This is a genomic window from Nocardia sp. NPDC050697, assembly GCF_040654395.1.
Taxonomy (GTDB): domain Bacteria; phylum Actinomycetota; class Actinomycetes; order Mycobacteriales; family Mycobacteriaceae; genus Nocardia.
The window spans coordinates 18,419-35,325 of sequence record NZ_JBFAHY010000002.1; the positions used below are offsets into that span (position 1 = coordinate 18,419).

A 16,907-nucleotide genomic window follows, 5' to 3' on the forward strand; every position below is an offset into this window, starting at 1 on the left:
CTGGACTCGGCGATCGGAAGACTCCCGGTATCACGGTGGACACCGGAGAATCTACGCGCCGCACGGACCGAATCCGCCCGCGCCGGAACGTCTCACCGATCGGCGAGGCCACCGAGCACCGTCACGGCGCAGTCCAGCAGCAGGTGCTCCACCAGCTCCTCCGAGGCGCCGGGCACGTACTCCGAGCTCACCAGCGCCACCGTGATCACCTCCAGCGCGGCGGCGGCGCGCAGCGTCGACTCGTCGGTGGGCGCGGGCCCGGCCAGCCACTCCCGGATCCGATTGCTGCTGGCGATCCAGTCCGGGTAGCGGTCGTTGAGGGCGTTGATGATGGCCACCGCGTCGCGCAGCAGCAGTACCCCCGCGTGCCGGTGCCGGACGATGCCGCGCAGGTAGTCGCGCAGCACGGTGCGCACGCTCGCCCCGGACCAGACCACGGTCTCGATCTCGGTGGCCATCGCGCGCATGTGCTCGATGATCGGATCGATGATCGCTCCTAGCAGATCCTGCTTGGAGGCGTAGTGATAGTAGAGGGACGCCTTGGTGATTCCCACCACATCGGCGACCTCGCGGAGGCTCGTCTGCTCGAAGCCCTTGGCCGCGAAGAGGTCGAGCGCGGCATCGCGAATCGCGTCTTTGGTGCTGCCACCAGCGGATACGGCGGCAGCCGGGCTGCGGCTCGGCATGTGTTCGGTCCTTTCCTGCCTGGGTACACGGTGCAGGTACCCCGCGGCGACGGTGTTGTCCCAGCCGTCGACCGGCGGTTAGTCTACCTACCGCACGGTAGGCAGAGAGCGTTTTGTGGAGGCGGGGCCGCGCACGGCCCCGCGGGTGCTGTCTACACCGGTGCTGTTCCCACCGCTCGACTCAGCGCGCCCAGTCATCGTCAGGAGATACCTCGTGTCCGTACTTCTCTACCGGTGGGGAAAGTTCGCTTTCCGCCGTAAATGGATAGTGCTTCCGGTCTGGCTCATCCTGCTCGTCCTGCTCGCCGGGGTCGGCAACGCGCTGAGCAAACCGATGACCGACGACTTCAGCCTGCCCGGCCTGCCCTCGGAGCGGGCCACCGAGATTCTGGACAAGCACTTCCCCGGCGCCTCGGCCGCCTTCGACTTCGACGCCGTCACCGGCACCTACGTGATCGGCGCGCCGGAGGGGCAGAAGCTCACCGACCCGGCGAACCGGGCCGCGGTGGAGGCGTTCATCGCCAAGCTGAACGAACTCCCGATCGTCGACCACGCCAAGCCGCTGGTCGACCCGATCGAGGCCGCCGAGCAGCTGGGCTGCCTCACCGACCGGGATCCCTCGAAGTGCAGCTCGGCGCCGCTGAACGTGCTCAACGCGGCGAACCCGGACTCGGTCGCCATCCTGAGCGTGCCCTTCGGCATCGCCAAGTTCGCCGATGTCACCGCCGACGATCGCACCGCCGCCTACGACGTCGCCAACGAGGCGCGCAATGCCGGGCTGGCGGTCGAGCTGAGCGGCTCCATCGCGCAGGAACCGGAGATGCCGAGCGGCAAGTCCGAGCTGATCGGCATGGCGGTGGCACTGGTGGTGATGATCGTGGCCTTCGGCGCGATCGTGGCGGCCTTCGTGCCGATCCTCACCGCGCTGGTCGGGCTGGGCGCCGCGACCTCGCTGATCATGGTCGGCACCAACTTCATCGCCATGCCGACCTTCACCGTCTTCCTGGCCTCGATGATCGGCATCGCGCTCTCCATCGACTACGCGCTCTTCATCGTGTCCCGCTACAAACACGAGATCGGCGCGCAGGATTCGCCGGAGGACGCGGCCGGGACCGCGCTCGGCACCGCCGGCTCCGCCGTGGTCTTCGCCGGGCTCACCGTGATCATCGCGCTGGCCGGGCTGAGCATCGTCGGCGTCCGCTTCCTGACCTTCATGGGGCTCGGCGGCGCCATCGCCGCGGCCTTCGCCGTGCTCACCGCCATCACCCTGATGCCAGCGCTGCTCGGCGCCTTCGGCCGCTTCCTCTTCAAGCCGAAGCTGCCGTTCGTGGCCAAGCACGACACCGACGACGAGTCGGTGGTCACCGTCGGCACCAGGATCGCCCGGGTGATCGCGAAGGCGCCCGCGGTGACGCTGCTGCTCAGCGTGGTGCTGCTCGGCGCGCTCGCCGCCCCCGCGGCCGGGCTCCAGCTCGGGCTGCCCGGCGAGGACAGCATGCCGCGCGACACCACCGTGCGGAAGGCGTACGAGCTGCGCACCGAGGGCTTCGGCGAGGGCAGCAACGGCATCCTCAATGTCGCCGTCGACCTGGAGAACGTCCCGGCCGAGCGCCGCGACGCCGCGCTGACCGCGCTGCAGGAGCGGCTCGGCTCCTACGCGGGCATGGACTACGTGACCGCGCCGCAGCGCAGCCAGGACGGCCTCGGCGCGCTCATCGACGGTGTGCCGAAGGCGGGCCCGAACGACCAGGGCACCAAGGATCTGGTCGCCGAGGCCAGGGACGCCGAGGCCGAGCTGAAGAGCGAGTACGGCATGGAGTACGGCATCACCGGCTCCACCGCCATCTACGCCGATATCGACCACGTGCTGCTCAGCAAGATCGCGCCGTACCTGGCGATCGTGGCCGGCGCCGCGTTCGTGCTGCTGATCCTGGTGTTCCGCTCGATCCTGGTGCCGCTCACCGCGGCGCTCGGCTTCCTGCTCTCCATGGCGGCCACCTTCGGCGCGACGGTGCTGATCTTCCAGGAGGGCGCGCTCGGGCTGATCGAGGATCCGGGGCCGATCGTCAGCTTCCTGCCGATCATGCTCATCGGCCTGGTCTTCGGCCTGGCCATGGACTACCAGGTCTTCCTGGTCACCCGGATGCGCGAGGAGTACGTGCACGGCAAGTCGCCGGTCGACGCCATGATCAGCGGCTACCACCACGGCGCGCGGGTGGTCACCGCCGCGGCGATCATCATGATCTCGGTCTTCGGCTCCTTCATGCTGGAGTCGAACGCGGTGGTGAAGTCCATGGGCTTCGCGCTGGCCGCGGGCGTGCTGTTCGACGCCTTCGTGGTGCGGATGATCGTGATCCCGTCGCTGCTCGCGCTGCTCGGCAAGTGGGCCTGGTGGATGCCTGCCTGGCTGGATCGGATCCTGCCGGATATCGATGTCGAGGGCGCCAAGCTCGCCGCGCTGCGCGAGCAGCACACCGAGGCGGAGCAGAAGGAGCCCGCCACGGTCTCCTGACCCGCACAGCGCGCAGCGGCCCCGCACCCGGTCCCGGGTGCGGGGCCGCTGTCCTTTCGATCGCGGCGCCCCGCGCACATGACAGCGCCCGGCCGGTGGATGCCGAAGGAGCTCTCCACCTGCCGGGCGCTGTCTTCCCCGAGAACCCGGATGCCGCCACACCCGGGCCCCGATTCGCGGCTACCCGATGGGTAGCGCCGGCCCGCTACGGGCTCGGCTGCGGCACATTGCAGTCATCGATCTTCGGGTTCACACCCAGGTAGTTCAGCGGGCCGGCGATCACGGTGACCGCGATCGTGCCGAACCCGGCGCAGTTCACCGGGCCGCTGTCGAAGTAATCGCGCTGAGCGGCGGCGATGATGCCGATGATCAGCCAGACCAGGACAATGACACTTCCGATTCTCATGTTTCTCTCGCGCATCGTTCAGTGCGGATCGTCGTGCGGCGCATCATGCTTCGCGTTCCTTCCCGCAAGATCTATCCGCGCGAATACCCACTGTCCGGCGTTCTATCCAGCGGCGGGGGCAATGTCCGGTGCTGTCAGCGTAAGGGGGATGGACGGAAGAACCCACTGCGCCGCGCCCGGAACACGAAAAAGCCCTCCACCTGGATGTATCAGGTGAAGGGCTGTGGCGGTGGCGGAGGGATTTGAACCCTCGGAGGGGGGTTACCCCTCACACGCTTTCGAGGCGTGCTCCTTAGGCCGCTCGGACACGCCACCGCCGACAACCATACACGGATGGCCTCGGATCGCCGAAACGGCTGGTCAGCGGTGTTCGCGGAAGAATCGGTCGAGGAGCGCGGCGCAGTCGGCTTCCAGGACGCCGCCGCGCACCTCGGGGCGGTGGTTCAGGCGGCGGTCGCGGACGACGTCCCAGAGCGAGCCGACGGCGCCGGTCTTCGGCTCCCAGGCGCCGAAGACGACGCGGGCCACCCGGGCCAGGACGAGCGCGCCCGCGCACATGGTGCAGGGCTCGACGGTGACGACGAGCGTGGCGCCGCCGAGCCGCCAGCCGTCGCCGTGCGCCGCGGCGGCCCGGCGCAGGGCGAGGATCTCGGCGTGCGCGGTGGGGTCGCCGAGCTCCTCCCGGGCATTGGCGGCGCGGGCCAGCTCGCGGCCGTCGGCGGCGAAGACGACGGCGCCGATCGGGACGTCGCGCGGCCCGGCCGCGCCCGCCGCGGCCAGCGCCGCCCGCATGAGCTCGGCGTCGGCCCGCACCTCAGTGCGGCAGTTTGTCGAGCACCGCGGCGAACTCGTCGGCGAAGCCGAGCCGCTGCGCGATCATGCCGAGCTGCTCGTCCGGGTAGAGGTCGGTCTCGGCCAGGATGACGCTGAGCACCGGCTCGGGCAGGCCGAGGTCGGCGAGCACGCCGAGATCGCCCTCCTCCCACGGCTCCACGTCGTCGAGGTCGTCCGGGTCGATGTCGGGGACCTCGAGGTTGAGCGCCTCCAGCACGTCGGCGGCGATGTCGTAGTCGATGGCGGCGGTGGCGTCGGAGACCAGCAGCCGGGTGCCGCTCGGCGCGGGGCGCACCACGACGAAGAATTCGTCGTCCACGTCCAGTAGCCCGAACACCGCGCCCGAGCTGCGCAGCGCCTTCAACTCGGTCTCGGCAGCGACGAGATCGCCGAGCGCGGCGTTGCTCAGCGGGCTACACCGCCATTTACCCTCTTCACGTACAACTGCCACGGCGAACCCTTCGACGTCGTCGTAATCGTCCGACGCCGCTCCGTTCGTGCCCGAGCGCTGTGCTGCCATGGCCGCCACGGTAGTCTGCCCGAGCTCAATTGTTGAAGTCGTAGGAGAACTCCGAACCGATGACAGCCAGCCGCCCCGCGCCCCTGTGTGTGCTCGGCACCGGGCTGATCGGTGGTTCCCTGCTCCGGGCGGCGGCCGCGGCCGGGTGGGAAGCTTTCGGCTACAACCGCTCCGAGATCTCCGCGCACGCGGACGGATTCGAAGTCGGCACCGACCTTCCCGCCGCGCTGCGCCGGGCGGCCGCGGCCGATGCGCTGGTGGTGCTCGCGGTGCCGATGCCCGCGCTGGACGCGGTGCTCGCGCAGGTGGCGGCGCATGCCCCCGGCTGCGCGCTGACCGATGTGGTGAGTGTGAAGGCGCCGGTGGCGGCGGCGGTGCGGGCGCACGGGCTGGCGGCGCGGTTCGTCGGCGGGCACCCCATGGCGGGGACGGCGGAGTCCGGGTGGGCGGCGGGTGGCGCCGACCTGTTCCGCGGCGCGGCGTGGGCGGTCACCGTGGACGACGGCACCGACCCCGCGGTGTGGCGGCGGGTGGCGCGGCTCGCGCTCGACTGCGGCTCCCGGGTGGTGCCGGTGACCGCCGCCGAGCACGATGCCGCCGTCGCGCGGATCTCGCACCTGCCGCACGTGCTGGCCGAGGCGCTGGCGCGGGCCGGGGCCGAGGGCGGGGCGCTCGCGCTGGGGCTGGCGGCGGGGTCGTTCCGGGACGGAACGCGGGTGGCCGGGACCGCACCGGACCTGGTCCGCGCCATCTGCGAGCCGAATGCCGAGGCGCTGCGCGCGGTGCTGGACGAGACGCTGGCGGTCCTCACCGCGGCCCGCCGCGCCCTGGACGACGGCTCACTGGCCGCGCTCGCCGAAGCCGGGCACGCCGCCCGGCGCCGCTACGAGGAGCAGCGCCCGGAGACCATCGCGGGTGTCGTGCCCGGCGCACCGGGCTGGCTGGAAACGCTCCGCGAGGCGGGCCGCCGCGGCGCGGTCCTCATCGCCCTCGACTGAGGTGGAACCGCGCGCGGGCAGCAACCGGACCGACCGGCCGCCGAGCTGAGGGCAGGCCGAGCACACGACGTCACGGCGCGGGCGGAACTCAGACCCGCCGCGCCAGCCCCGGGTAGTCGAGCAGGAACCCGTCCTCGTCCACCGTGACGGTGGCACTCGACACCGGCGAGAGCACGCTGATCCCGTCGGCGGCGCTGCTGTAGACCAGGTTCGCCTCCTGCACCAGCAGATCGGGCAGCCGGACGTACACGACCGGCACCTGCACATCCTCCACCGCGTGCTGCAGACCGAAACGGCGAATCGGCAGCGTATTGAAGAACGGGCTGAGCACCACGTCCACGTCGAGCGCGCCGGCGAAGGTGGCGCGCACGTGGCTGCCGCCCGCGTCGACGAGCCAGTAGTTCTCGTTGTCCCGCGCGATCGAGGCGTGCCGCTCCCCGACGCCGGTCGTGGTGCGCAGCGAGAGCCGCTTGGTGGCGCCGTTCTCATCGGTGACCAGGTCGTACGAGGCGCTGAAGGCCGGGTGGTCGGCGCAGGCGCCGCCGATCATGCGGCCGGTGGCACGGATGCGGTTCCCATTGAGCGTCACGCGCACGGACTCCATGCGCATCCCGTTGTGGGCACGCCACGTGAGAATCGCCGGCCACCGGGATTCCTCCGGTTGGCTTTCGGGTCCTGGGGCTGGGTTCGTCACCCTTCTACGGTAAGCGACGCGGGGCAGTCGGCCGCATCACACCAGCGTCTCCCGCCATGCCGCGTGCAGCCCGGCGAACCGCCCGGCGCCGGCGACCAGCTCCGCCGGGGCGCCGTCCTCGACGATCCGGCCCGCCTCCAGCACCAGCACCCGGTCGGCGATCGAGACCGTGGAGAGCCGGTGCGCGATGATCACCGCGGTGCGGTCGCGCAGCACCCGCTCGAGCGCCTCCTGCACCAGCCGCTCGCTCGGGATGTCCAGGTTGGAGGTGGCCTCGTCCAGCACGATGACGGCGGGATCGGCCAGGAACACCCGGGCGAAGGCGACCAGCTGCCGCTGCCCGGCGGAGAGCCGGCCGCCGCGCTTGCGCACGTCGGTGCCGAGCCCGTCCGGCAGCGTGGCGAGAAAGGGGTCGAGCCCCACCGCCGCGGCGGCCGCCGCGACCTCGGCATCGGTGGCCTCCGGCCGGCCGAGCCGGATATTGTCCGCGATCGACCCGGCGAAGAGGTACGCCTCCTGGGTGACCATGACCACGGCCCGGCGCAGCTCGGCATCGGCGATCCGGCGCAGGTCGATGCCGTCCAGCCGGACCGTGCCGCCGCTCGGGTCGTAGAACCGGGTGAGCAGCTTCACCAGCGTCGACTTCCCCGCCCCGGTGGCGCCGACCAGCGCGATCACCTGCCCGGCCGGGATCTCCAGGTCGAACTCGGGCAGCACCGGCGCGCCACCCTGCTTCCCGGCGTAGTCGAACCACACCGCCTCCATGCGGAGCGCGCCCGCCGGGTGCCGCAGCGGCACCGGGTCGCGCGGCTCCGGCACCGAGGGCTCCTCCTCCAGCACGCCGGAGATCTTCTCCAGCGCGGCCGCGGCGGACTGGTAGGCGTTGAATACCTGCGCCAGCTCGTCCAGCGGGCCGTAGAACTCGTTGAGGTAGAGCAGGTAGGCGGCGAGCACGCCGACCGCGAGGTTGCCCTCGATCACCTGCCAGGCGCCGACCGAGAGCACGATCACCGTGGTCAGGTTGCCGAGCAGCCTGGTCAGGCCGGTGTAGTCGCTCATGCCGAAGGCGGCCGCGACATTGGCCTCCCGGAACTCGCTGTCCTCGGCCGCGAGCACCGCGTGGTTGCGCCCCTCCCGGCGGAAGGCCTGCACCGCGCGGATCCCGCCCATGGTCTCCACGAAGTGCACCACCACCCGGGCGATCGCCACCCTGGTGCGCCGGTACCCGGCCCGCTGCCTGCGCTGCGCCCACCGGGTGACCAGCGCCAGCGGCACGAAGCCCACCAGCACGATCACCGCGAGCCCGGCGTCCAGGTAGATGAGCAGCGCGGCGATGGTGACCACCGAGAGCATGGCGCCGAGCGCCTGGTTCAGCGCCCCCTCCAGCAGCTCCTGCAGCGTCTCGATATCGCCGGTGAGCCGGGAGATGACCTTGCCCGAGGTGTACTTCTCGTGGAACTCCACGCTCAGCCGCTGCACGTGCGCGAAGAGCCGCCCGCGCAGGTCGAAGAGCACGCTCTGGCTGAGCGTGCCGGAGATCCGCAGGAAGACCAGCGTGGTCAGCATGCTGAGCAGGGTCACCGCGGCGAACCCGGCCACGGTCAGCGTGAGCGGCAGCCAGTCCCCGCGCCCGGCCGCGGCCAGCCCGCTGTCCAGGCCGTAGGCGATGAAGAGCGGCCCGGAGACCTTCAGCGCGTTGTCTCCCACGATGAGCGCGAGCACGACCGCGGCCCTGGCCCGGTACGGCCGCACCAGGTCGAGCAGCAGCCGGCGGGAGCGGGCGGCGAGCACCAGGTTGCCGGTCTGGGTGACCTCGCCGTCCTCGTTGGCGATGCCGCGCCAGTCGGCGGGGTCGGTGTCCTTCCGGTCATCGGTGGTCGTCTCCATCACGCGCCTCCCATGAGCTCGCGGTAGCTGGTGCTGGTGCGCAGCAACCGGTCGTGTGTGCCCTCGGCGACGATCCGGCCGTCCGCGAGCAGCGCGACCCGGTCGGCCAGCGCCGCGGTGGAGGGCCGGTGCGCGACCAGCAGGGTGGTGGCCCCGGCCAGCACGCTGCGCAGCCGGGCCTGCACCCGCTCCTCGGTCGCCACGTCGAGCGCGGAGAGCGGGTCGTCTAGCACGAGCACCCGGCCCGCGCTGCCCCCGGCGCGGGCACCGAGCACCGCCCTGGCCAGCGCCAGCCGCTGCCGCTGGCCGCCGGAGAGGCTGAGCCCCTGCTCGCCGATCCTGGTGTCCAGCCCCCACGGCAGCCGCTCCACGAACTCGGTGGCCTGGGCGATCTCCAGCGCGGCGCGCACGTCGGCGTCGGTGGCCTCCGGCTCGCCGAGCGCGACGTTCTCCCTGACGCTCGCGGAGAAGAGCACCGGCTCCTCGAAGGCGGCGGTGACCACGGTGCGCAGGTCGGCCAGGCGCAGCCGGGAGACCTCGACGCCGTCGACGGTCAGGGATCCGCCGGTGATGTCGTAGAGCCGCGGGATGAGGTTGAGCAGCGCGGTCTTGCCGCTGCCGATGGCGCCGACCAGCGCGACCGTCTCTCCGGGGCGCACGTGCAGCGTGACGTCGCGCAGCACCTCGGTGCCCGCGCCGGGGAAGGCGAAGCGCACGTGCTCCAGCCGCAGCTCGCCGCGGACCGCGGTGGGCAGCGGGTCGGGGTCGGGCGGGTCGGTGATGTCCAGCGGGATGTCCTGGATCTCCCAGTACCGGTCGGACGCGGTGCTGGCGTCGTTGAGCTCGGAGAGCAGGAAGCCGGTCCAGATGATCGGCCACTGCAGGAAGGTGGCGAGCGTGATGCCGGCGACCAGCGTGCCGAGCGACATCTGGCCGTGCACCACCGCGTAGCCGCCGTAGCCGAGCGCGAAGACGATGGCGAGCTGTGGCAGCCCGATCATGGTCGACCACAGCGTGGCGTCCAGCCGTACCTTGACCAGCTCGGTGCCGCGCAGCTCCCGCGCCTGCCGCACGAACCGGGCAGCCAGGAACGGCCCGCGCCCGAACGCCTTGAGCACCCGGATGCCCTGCGCCGACTCCTCCGCGATGGTGGCCAGGTCGCCGCTCTGATCCTGCGAGCGCCGCGACGCCACCTCGTAGCGCTGCACGAAGCGGTAGCAGACGGCGACCACCGGGACGGCGAGCACGGTGAAGGCGGCGCCGAGCGGCGGAATCAGGAACCACAGCACCAGCAGCCCCACCGGCACGATCACCGCGTGCAGCACCAGGAACGGCCCGGCGAAGCCGACGAAGCGGCGCAGCGTGCCGAGGTCGTCCACCGCGCGGGAGAGCAGCTGGCCGGACTCCCAGGCGTCGTGGTTGCCGATGGCGAGCCGCTGCAGCTTGCCGAAGATCTTCGCGCGCATGGCGACCTCGAACTCGGCGGCGGGCCGCGCCACCATCCGGCGCCTGCCCCAGGTGCCGAGCGCCTGCAGCACCCCCAGCAGCAGCACCACCCCGATCAGCGGGATCGCCGAGCCGTAGTCGCCGCCCGCGATCGGCCCGTCGATGATCCGGGCGATCAGCAGCGGGATCACGATCTCGGTCAGCATGGCGAGGATGGCGAGCGCCGTCGCCGCCGCGATCCGATCGCGGTGCGGGCGCAGGTACGGCAGGAACCGGCGCAGCGCACCGGTCCGGCCCCCCGGTTTCGCCGGGACCGGCGGCGCGGGTATTCGCTCGGCGGCGGGATCGAGCACGACGGACAAGGTTCCCCCTCGATGTTCGGGGCCGTCCGCACCACGGCAGCCGCCGACGCGGCGGGGTGAGCGGGTGAAAGGACGGGCACAGGCTCCGGCCTTCCAGAGTGGCACCGGACGCCTCCCCCGCCAACCGAATTTCCGCCACACCACCCCTGCCCCACCACGCCCCTGTTCGGCGCCCGCGGCCAGCCGGGCAATATATATGTCCATGCGGATGGTGGGGCTCTTCGCCGGTATCGGCGGACTCGAGCTCGGCTTGTCCGCGAGTGGCTGGCAAACGGAACTGCTCTGCGAGATCGATGCGGGTGCGCGCGCGGTGCTGGAAGCCCGCTTCCCCGGCATCCCCGTCCACCCCGACGTCACCCGCCTGCGCTCCCTCCCGCCGGGAACCGAGCTGGTGGCGGCCGGTTTCCCCTGCCAGGATCTCTCCCAGGCAGGCCGCACGGCCGGTATCTCCGGCTCCCGCTCCGGCCTGGTGGACGAGATCTTCCGCCTGGTCCGCCGCCGCCGCGGCCCGCGCTGGCTGCTGCTGGAGAACGTCCCGTTCATGCTGCAGCTGGGCCGCGGCGCCGCCATGCGGCACATCACCGGTGCACTGGACGAGCTCGGCTACTCCTGGGCCTACCGGGTGGTCGACGCCCGAGCCTTCGGCCTGCCGCAGCGCAGGCAGCGGGTGCTGCTGCTGGCCTCGCGCACCGAGGACCCGCGCCGGGTCCTGCTCGCCGAGGACGCCGGGCCGCTGGAGCAGGGCGACCCCGCGCACGACCCGTGCGGCTTCTACTGGACCGAGGGCGTCCGCGGCCTCGGCTGGGCGGTGAACGCGGTCCCGACGCTCAAGGGCGGCTCGGCGCTCGGCATCGCCAGCCCGCCCGCCGTCCGGCTGCCAGCGGGCGAGATCGTCACGCCGGGCATCGAAGACGGCGAACGCCTGCAGGGCTTCTCCGCCGGCTGGACCGAGCCCGCGCTGACCGTGCCCGGCTTCCGCCAGGGCCACCGCTGGAAACTCGTCGGCAACGCGGTGAGCGTCCGCATGGCCGAGTGGGTCGGCAGCCGCCTCGACAGCACCGCCGAGCCGCTCCCCGACGGCCCCGAACTGGCCACCGGCCAGCCCTGGCCCAGCGCCGCGTGGGGCCGGGCGGGCCGCGCCTACCGCGCCCCCGTCTCCACCTGGCCGGTGCACGAGCCCTACGAGGGCCTCGCCGGCCACCTGACCGGCTCGCGGCTGCTCTCCGCCCGCGCCACCGCCGGCTTCCTGCGCCGCACCGGCATGGGCTCGCTCCGCTTCCCGCCCGGCTTCCTGGACGACGTCGAGACGCACCTGGACCGCATGGGCGGCTGGGCCGCGTGACCCGCCCCGGCACCGATGCCGCGACCAGCGCGCGGATGTCCCGCCAGCGCCGCGCGCACACCGAGCCGGAGCTGGCGCTGCGCCGCGAGCTGCACCGCCGCGGCCTGCGCTACTTCGTCGACCGGGCCCCGCTGCGCGGCCAGCGCCGCCGCGCCGACGTGGTCTTCCCGCGCCGCCGCGTCGCCGTCTACGTGGACGGCTGCTTCTGGCACCGCTGCCCGCAGCACGCCACCGCCCCGAAGAACAATGCCGAGTGGTGGGCGGCCAAGCTCGCGGGCAATGTCGCCCGCGACCGCGCCACCGACGCCCAGCTCGAAGCCGCGGGCTGGCAGGTCGTGCGGATCTGGGAGCACGAGGACCCGGCGGCCGCCGCCGACCGCGTCCAGGCCGCCGTGCGTTAGCGCCGGGCCCTGACCACCGTATTCGGCACCTGCTGCGCCAGATAGCCGGACACGGCCATGGCCGTCATCACCGCGCAGCCCGCCACCGCGGTCGCGATTGCGATCATCGCTTCACCTCCTCGTCTCGGCCTCCACCCTGCGCGCCGAACCTGACACCAGCCTGTGCGCACCCTCCGGAATCGGTGTGCACCGCTCCCCGGGGCGGGAACCACCTCGGACCGGGGGCACCAGCCACAATGCAAACCATGCTCACTTCCGCGCGCGGCCCAGCCACCTGGTTCGTCGCGATCGCCCTCGCGGTGGCCGGGCTGAGCTACTCGGCCTGGGTGCTGCAGTTCGCGCTGCCGCTGCACGCCGACCCGGTGCACACCTTCCTCAGCGAACTGGACGCCGACGGCAAGCCCTACCGCTGGGTCTTCTCCACCGCCGACACCGTGGCGGGCGTTTTCGCCGCGCTGGCCGCAGCGGTGGCGCTGGCCCGCTTCCCGCGCCGCCCGCTCACGGTGACCGGCTGGATCGCGCTGCTCTGCTTCGGCGCGGCGACGGTGGCCGATGCCAGGGTGCCGCTGCGCGACTGCGCCGACTGCGGGGACAGCGGCCTCTTCCCGCAGCTGCACCAGCCGCACGCGCTCACCAGCACGCTCGCCGCCACCGGGATCGCCGTCGCCGCCTTCGCCTGCACCCTGGCCGCCTTCCGCTACCACTACGGCCCGGCGCTGCGCGAGTTCGGCGCGGCCGCGCTGGCCGTCGGCTCGGCGGCGACGGTGTGGATGCTGGTGGCGGACAACCTCTCCGGCGACTACGCGCTCGGCGTCGCGCAGCGCATCCAGGTGACCGCCATGTCGCTGTGGCTGCTCGCGCTCGCGCTCGAAGTCGCCAGGGCGGTGCCGCCGCGGCGGTAGGGTCGGCAGGGTGACCGACGCCGCCGCTCCCCCGCCGGTACCCGCCGATCTGGCCGCCGTCGCGGCCGCCACCGAGCGCTTCCTGGCCAGCGCGCGCCGCACTACCGACGCCGACCTGGCCGGGCTCTCGCTGCTCCCCGGCTGGACCCGCGGCCACCTACTGACCCACGTGGCCCGCAATGCCGACAGCCTGGTCAACCTGCTGACCTGGGCACGCACCGGCATCGAGACCCCGCAGTACCCGAGCCCCACCGCCCGCGACGCCGATATCGCCGCGGGCGCGGCACGCCCGATCGCCGAGCAGTACCCGGACAACGAATCCGCCGCCGCGCGCTTGGCCGCGGCGGCCGCCGAGCTCCCGCCCTCGGCGTGGAGCACGCCGGTGCGCAACCGGCAGGGCCGGGAGTTCGCCGCCACCGCCATCGGCTGGATGCGGTTGCAGGAGGTCGAGATCCACCACGTCGACCTGGCCGCCGGGTACACCTCCGCGGACTGGCCCGCCGATTTCGTCGCCCGGCTGCTGCCCGAGGTGGTCGCCGCGCACGGCATGAACGCGGGCGATCGGCTCGCCTTCGAGGTGCGCTCGGACGACACCGGTTTCGGCGCGACCATCGGCGCGGGCGCGCCGGGCACCGTCGTCACCGGCCCCGCCCACGCCCTGCTCGCCTGGCTCATCGGCCGCGGATCCGACGGCCTCACCGGCGAACTCCCGGACCTACCGGCCTGGCGCTGAGCGCCCACGCGCAGGCCCGGCGCGAGGCGACGTCCTTCGCCTCACCCGGCCGGAAGCCCGGCGTGGTCGTACTCCGTGCGCCGCACCTCCGCCCCCGCCCGCACCAGGATCGATGCGAGCGTCGGCCGGCCCGGCGGCAGGATCCGGATTCGCACCGACCCGTCGGCGGTCCCGTCCAGCGCCGCGACCACCGCCTCCCGCACCCGCTCCCGGACCTCCGGCGCCGAATCCACCATCCCCCTGTCATCGATCAGCACCACCTCGACCCCGCGGCTGCGCGCCGCCCGCACCCGCGCGGTGGTGTGCTCGTCGCTGAGCCCCGGCGCGCGCAGGCTGTCGCGCAGGTGCGCCTCCAGCAGCTCGCAGTCCAGCCGCTCCCGCTCGGTGAGCGGGGTGCCCGCGGCGATCCGGGTGAGCAGCGGCCTGGTCAGCCGATCCAGCCTGGTCACCTGGTGATCGCGCTCCTGCAGGGTGGCCGCGGCCGCGGACTCCTGCGCGTACCGGTCGCGCGCCGCGTCCCGCAGCTCGAAGGTGAGCTGGGCATCCGGCCGCAGCGTGTAGGAGAGCACGGTCGCCATGCCGAGCGGCCCGATCTCGATCGCCACCAGCCCGAACCCGGCCACCACGCCCTGCCCGGTGAGCCCGGTCCACGCCATGTACACCAGCGCCACCGCGAGGATGCCGAGCCACGCGAACCAGGCCCGCCCGCGCACGCACATGAAGCAGTAGACGGTGGCCGCCCCGCCGTGCGTCCACGCCTGCAGCGGCGTCACCATCGGTACCGGAACCACGGCCAGCGTCACCGCGCAGGCGACCGGCCCGGCCAGCGTCATGGCCGCGGTCGCCAGCGGCGGCAGCGGGTCGCCGGGCACCGCGATCAGCGCGACGGTGGCGACGGCCAGCACGACCAGGCTGAGCACCGTCGGCCAGACCGTGCGCAGCCCCGGCCAGGTCGCGACGGTGACCACCGAGATGAGCAGCACGTACGCGCCGACCATCACCCGCGCGCCGGTGGTGTGCATGCCGAGCAGGTCCCGAATGTCCTTGGCGTCGCTCATGCGGTCCGGTTCCAGGAGAGGTGCACCCTGGTGCCCGCGCCGGGCGCGGTCTCGATGGCGGCGGTGCCGCCGGGCAGCTCGTTCATCTGCCTGACGATGCTCACCGCGATCCCGAGCCGGTTGGCGGGCACCGCCGCCAGCTCGAAGCCGCAGCCGGTGTCGCCGACCGTGGTGCGGAAGCCGTCCGCCGCGACGTGCAGCACCACCCAGCGCTCGGCGTCCGGCCCGGCGTGCCGGTAGCTGTTGCGCAGCGCCTCGGCCATGCCCGCGGCCACCGTCCTGGCCGCGGCCGCCGGGAAGCGGGCGGCCCCGGCATCGCCCGCGACCACCGACTCCACCCCGACCCGGTCGTTCACCTCGTTCACCGCCACCCGGATGTGCGAGACCAGCGCGGGCACCTCGAATTCGGTGGCCGGGTCGCCGCCGGCGCGGAAGGTGTCCAGCTTGGCCATGGTGCCCGCGGCCTGGGTGCTGAGCAGCCGGTTCATCGGCTGGCGCGCCGCGGAGAGCAGCGTCGACATCACGCCGTCGTGGGTGAGCGCGTCGAACCGGGCCCGCTCCACCGTCCGCGCCTTCGCGGCGGCGGCGCCCGCGGCGGCCGCGTAGGTCTCGGCCCTCGTCTCGTCGAGGATGCGGCCGGTGCGCACCGCCATGATCCCCGCCGAGACCGGGAGCAGGCAGAACCCGATGCTCCAGGCGATCTCCGGCAGCAGGTCGCTCTGCCCCGCCCGCGCCAGGTGGTTGATCGTCTGCACGATCACCGCACCGGCCACGAGGTGCGCCACCGCCCACCGCGGCCGCCATGCCGCCGCCGCCGCGAGGCTGGCCAAGCCGTTGAACTGCGAGAACCACATCCCGCGCAGCTCAGCCAGCTGCCCGCCGGTCCAGGCGGGCCACCAGAGCAGCACCGCGAGCAGGTACCCGGCCGCCGCCGCGCTCGCCAGCAGCCGCAGCCGCCGCGCGCTGCCGCCGAAGCTCGCGATCCCGAGCGCGAACCCGGTGCCGTACACCGCGATCAGCGCGATCGGCGTCCACCACCACGCGGTGACCTGCGTGCCGCGCGCGATATCCGGCAGCAGCAGCCCCAGGTAGAACACGTACCCCGCCGCCACGAAGCGGGCGAAGATGCGCAGTACCCGCTCGGCGGCGGAGTCGGTCTCGGTGCGCAGCGCCGCGCTCATCGACGGCGCCCCCAGAACCGGCGCGGATAGGGCACGATGCCCTCCTCCAGCGCCCGCTGGTACAGCTCGACCTTGGTATTGGCGTTCAGCCCCGCCTGGGCGTACTGCACCTTGATGTTCTGCACGTACTTGTTCACCGTGTTCAGCGCGAGCCCCATCGCGCTGGCCACCCGCTGCGCCGACTCGCCCATGGCGTAGAGCCGCAGCACCTCCTGCTCGCGCGGGCTGAGCTTGACCGCGACGAACTCCTCGTCCAGGTCGATGGCGGCGGCCCAGTCCATGGTCGTCCACTGCTCGCCGCGCGCGGCCGAGCGGATCGCCGCCACCAGCTCGTCGGCCTTCGCCGACTTGCGCAGCACGCCGAGCACCCCGGCCCGCGCCGCCGACTGCACCAGGTACGGCTCCTCCGCCGCGCTCACCACCAGGCACTCGACGCCCGCCGCGCGCAGCCGCGCCACATTGTCCTCCGGCATCGAGCCGTCGCCGAGCCGCAGGTCGAGCACGACCAGGTCGAGTTCGGCGGCGCAGCCGAGCAATTCGGCGACCGTCGCGCCCTGCGCGGCCAGCCGCAGATCGTCGGTCTCCGCGAGAATCGCCTTCAGCCCGAAGATCTGGCTCTCGTGGTCCTCCACCACACCGATCCGCCACACGGTGAACCCCCTCTCCCCGAGCGGCCATTGTCGCCGAGCGCGGGCGGCCGCGCACGGTTTCCGCGCGCGCTCCGCGACACGCTCAGCGTGTCGGGCGCGGACACGGCGTAAAGCGCGCCCGAACGGACATATCCTTGTCCTCGCAATCGCCGTCGCAATTCCGGCGGAAGTTAATCCGGAAGCGCATGCGGATCACGCCCCGAGCGAACCCCGGTACGCACCGGTAAGGTGAGGCTCAGCAATTCCCCGTCATTCACTCCGAGAGTGCCCATTCAAAACCGACAGGTCGGTAAAA

Annotated in this window: 16 protein-coding genes and 1 tRNA gene; 6 read left to right on the forward strand and 11 right to left on the reverse strand. The window is 72.7% G+C overall.

The genetic code is table 11. The features are described from left to right. Window positions 1–92: 92 nt before the first annotated feature. A complete protein-coding gene (locus AB0H71_RS07670; RefSeq protein WP_357016291.1) occupies window positions 93–686 on the reverse strand; it encodes a TetR/AcrR family transcriptional regulator in 594 nt (197 codons plus the stop codon). 214 nt (window positions 687–900) lie between these two features. Here AB0H71_RS07670 and AB0H71_RS07675 point away from each other — a divergent pair, with 214 nt between their 5' ends. After that, window positions 901–3,198, forward strand: a complete 2,298-nt coding sequence (locus tag AB0H71_RS07675) for an MMPL family transporter (protein ID WP_357016294.1) — start codon at window positions 901–903, stop codon at window positions 3,196–3,198. Window positions 3,199–3,403: 205 nt separating this feature from the next. Here the strand turns inward: AB0H71_RS07675 and AB0H71_RS07680 are convergent, their stop codons facing one another. The 4 genes from AB0H71_RS07680 to AB0H71_RS07695 all read right to left on the reverse strand — a co-directional run bounded on the left by AB0H71_RS07680 (window position 3,404) and on the right by AB0H71_RS07695 (window position 4,958). Further along, the gene (locus AB0H71_RS07680) at window positions 3,404–3,604 is read right to left on the reverse strand and encodes a hypothetical protein (RefSeq protein WP_067648335.1); all 201 of its coding nucleotides are present in this window, start codon (window positions 3,602–3,604) and stop codon (window positions 3,404–3,406) included. A 224-nt stretch (window positions 3,605–3,828) separates the two neighbouring features. Further along, window positions 3,829–3,919, reverse strand: a tRNA-Ser gene (locus tag AB0H71_RS07685). 45 nt (window positions 3,920–3,964) lie between these two features. Continuing rightward, on the reverse strand, window positions 3,965–4,396 hold the full coding sequence (locus tag AB0H71_RS07690) for a nucleoside deaminase (protein WP_357018386.1): 432 nt from the start codon (window positions 4,394–4,396) through the stop codon (window positions 3,965–3,967). 22 nt (window positions 4,397–4,418) lie between these two features. Next, window positions 4,419–4,958: a tRNA adenosine deaminase-associated protein gene (locus AB0H71_RS07695; RefSeq protein WP_357016297.1), complete on the reverse strand. Its 540-nt coding sequence runs from the start codon at window positions 4,956–4,958 to the stop codon at window positions 4,419–4,421. Between the two features lie 59 nt (window positions 4,959–5,017). On the opposite strand from AB0H71_RS07695, the gene AB0H71_RS07700 reads away from it, so the two are divergent. Next, on the forward strand, window positions 5,018–5,956 hold the full coding sequence (locus AB0H71_RS07700; protein ID WP_357016300.1) for a prephenate dehydrogenase: 939 nt from the start codon (window positions 5,018–5,020) through the stop codon (window positions 5,954–5,956). An 88-nt stretch (window positions 5,957–6,044) separates the two neighbouring features. Here AB0H71_RS07700 and AB0H71_RS07705 read toward each other — a convergent pair whose 3' ends face one another. The 3 genes from AB0H71_RS07705 to AB0H71_RS07715 are packed head-to-tail and all read right to left on the reverse strand — an operon-like array spanning window position 6,045 to window position 10,336. Further along, the gene (locus AB0H71_RS07705; RefSeq protein WP_357016302.1) at window positions 6,045–6,650 is read right to left on the reverse strand and encodes a putative glycolipid-binding domain-containing protein; all 606 of its coding nucleotides are present in this window, start codon (window positions 6,648–6,650) and stop codon (window positions 6,045–6,047) included. A gap of 36 nt (window positions 6,651–6,686) precedes the next feature. Next, window positions 6,687–8,537, reverse strand: coding sequence for an ABC transporter ATP-binding protein (locus AB0H71_RS07710; protein WP_357016305.1), 1,851 nt, complete (start codon window positions 8,535–8,537; stop codon window positions 6,687–6,689). Then, window positions 8,537–10,336 (reverse strand): ABC transporter ATP-binding protein, encoded by a 1,800-nt coding sequence (locus AB0H71_RS07715; RefSeq protein WP_357018389.1) that lies wholly within the window; start codon window positions 10,334–10,336, stop codon window positions 8,537–8,539. The genes AB0H71_RS07710 and AB0H71_RS07715 overlap by 1 nt, the downstream gene beginning before the upstream one ends. 217 nt (window positions 10,337–10,553) lie before the next feature. Between AB0H71_RS07715 and dcm the strand changes: the two genes are divergently transcribed. The 4 genes from dcm (at window position 10,554) to AB0H71_RS07735 (ending at window position 13,723) form a co-directional block, all read left to right on the forward strand. Then, window positions 10,554–11,687 carry a DNA (cytosine-5-)-methyltransferase gene (dcm, locus tag AB0H71_RS07720; RefSeq protein WP_357018392.1) on the forward strand — a complete coding sequence of 378 codons (1,134 nt, stop codon included), beginning with the start codon at window positions 10,554–10,556 and terminating at the stop codon, window positions 11,685–11,687. 35 nt (window positions 11,688–11,722) lie between these two features. Next, entirely contained in the window at window positions 11,723–12,088 is a 366-nt protein-coding gene (locus AB0H71_RS07725; RefSeq protein WP_357018395.1) for a very short patch repair endonuclease, read from the forward strand. Between the two features lie 245 nt (window positions 12,089–12,333). Beyond that, on the forward strand, window positions 12,334–12,990 hold the full coding sequence (locus AB0H71_RS07730) for a DUF998 domain-containing protein (RefSeq protein WP_357016308.1): 657 nt from the start codon (window positions 12,334–12,336) through the stop codon (window positions 12,988–12,990). A 10-nt stretch (window positions 12,991–13,000) separates the two neighbouring features. Then, window positions 13,001–13,723, forward strand: coding sequence for a maleylpyruvate isomerase family mycothiol-dependent enzyme (locus tag AB0H71_RS07735; RefSeq protein WP_357016310.1), 723 nt, complete (start codon window positions 13,001–13,003; stop codon window positions 13,721–13,723). 41 nt (window positions 13,724–13,764) lie between these two features. On the opposite strand, the gene AB0H71_RS07740 is transcribed toward AB0H71_RS07735, so the two are convergent. Genes AB0H71_RS07740 through AB0H71_RS07750 form a run of 3 tightly spaced genes read right to left on the reverse strand, consistent with a single transcriptional unit; the run spans window position 13,765 to window position 16,612 of the window. Continuing rightward, on the reverse strand, window positions 13,765–14,781 hold the full coding sequence (locus AB0H71_RS07740) for a hypothetical protein (RefSeq protein WP_357016313.1): 1,017 nt from the start codon (window positions 14,779–14,781) through the stop codon (window positions 13,765–13,767). Beyond that, window positions 14,778–15,962: an ATP-binding protein gene (locus tag AB0H71_RS07745; protein WP_357016316.1), complete on the reverse strand. Its 1,185-nt coding sequence runs from the start codon at window positions 15,960–15,962 to the stop codon at window positions 14,778–14,780. The genes AB0H71_RS07740 and AB0H71_RS07745 overlap by 4 nt, the downstream gene beginning before the upstream one ends. Beyond that, complete coding sequence (locus AB0H71_RS07750) at window positions 15,959–16,612, reverse strand: response regulator transcription factor (protein WP_357016319.1); 654 nt, start codon at window positions 16,610–16,612, stop codon at window positions 15,959–15,961. Before AB0H71_RS07750 ends, AB0H71_RS07745 begins: the two co-directional genes overlap by 4 nt. Window positions 16,613–16,907 lie beyond the last annotated feature (295 nt).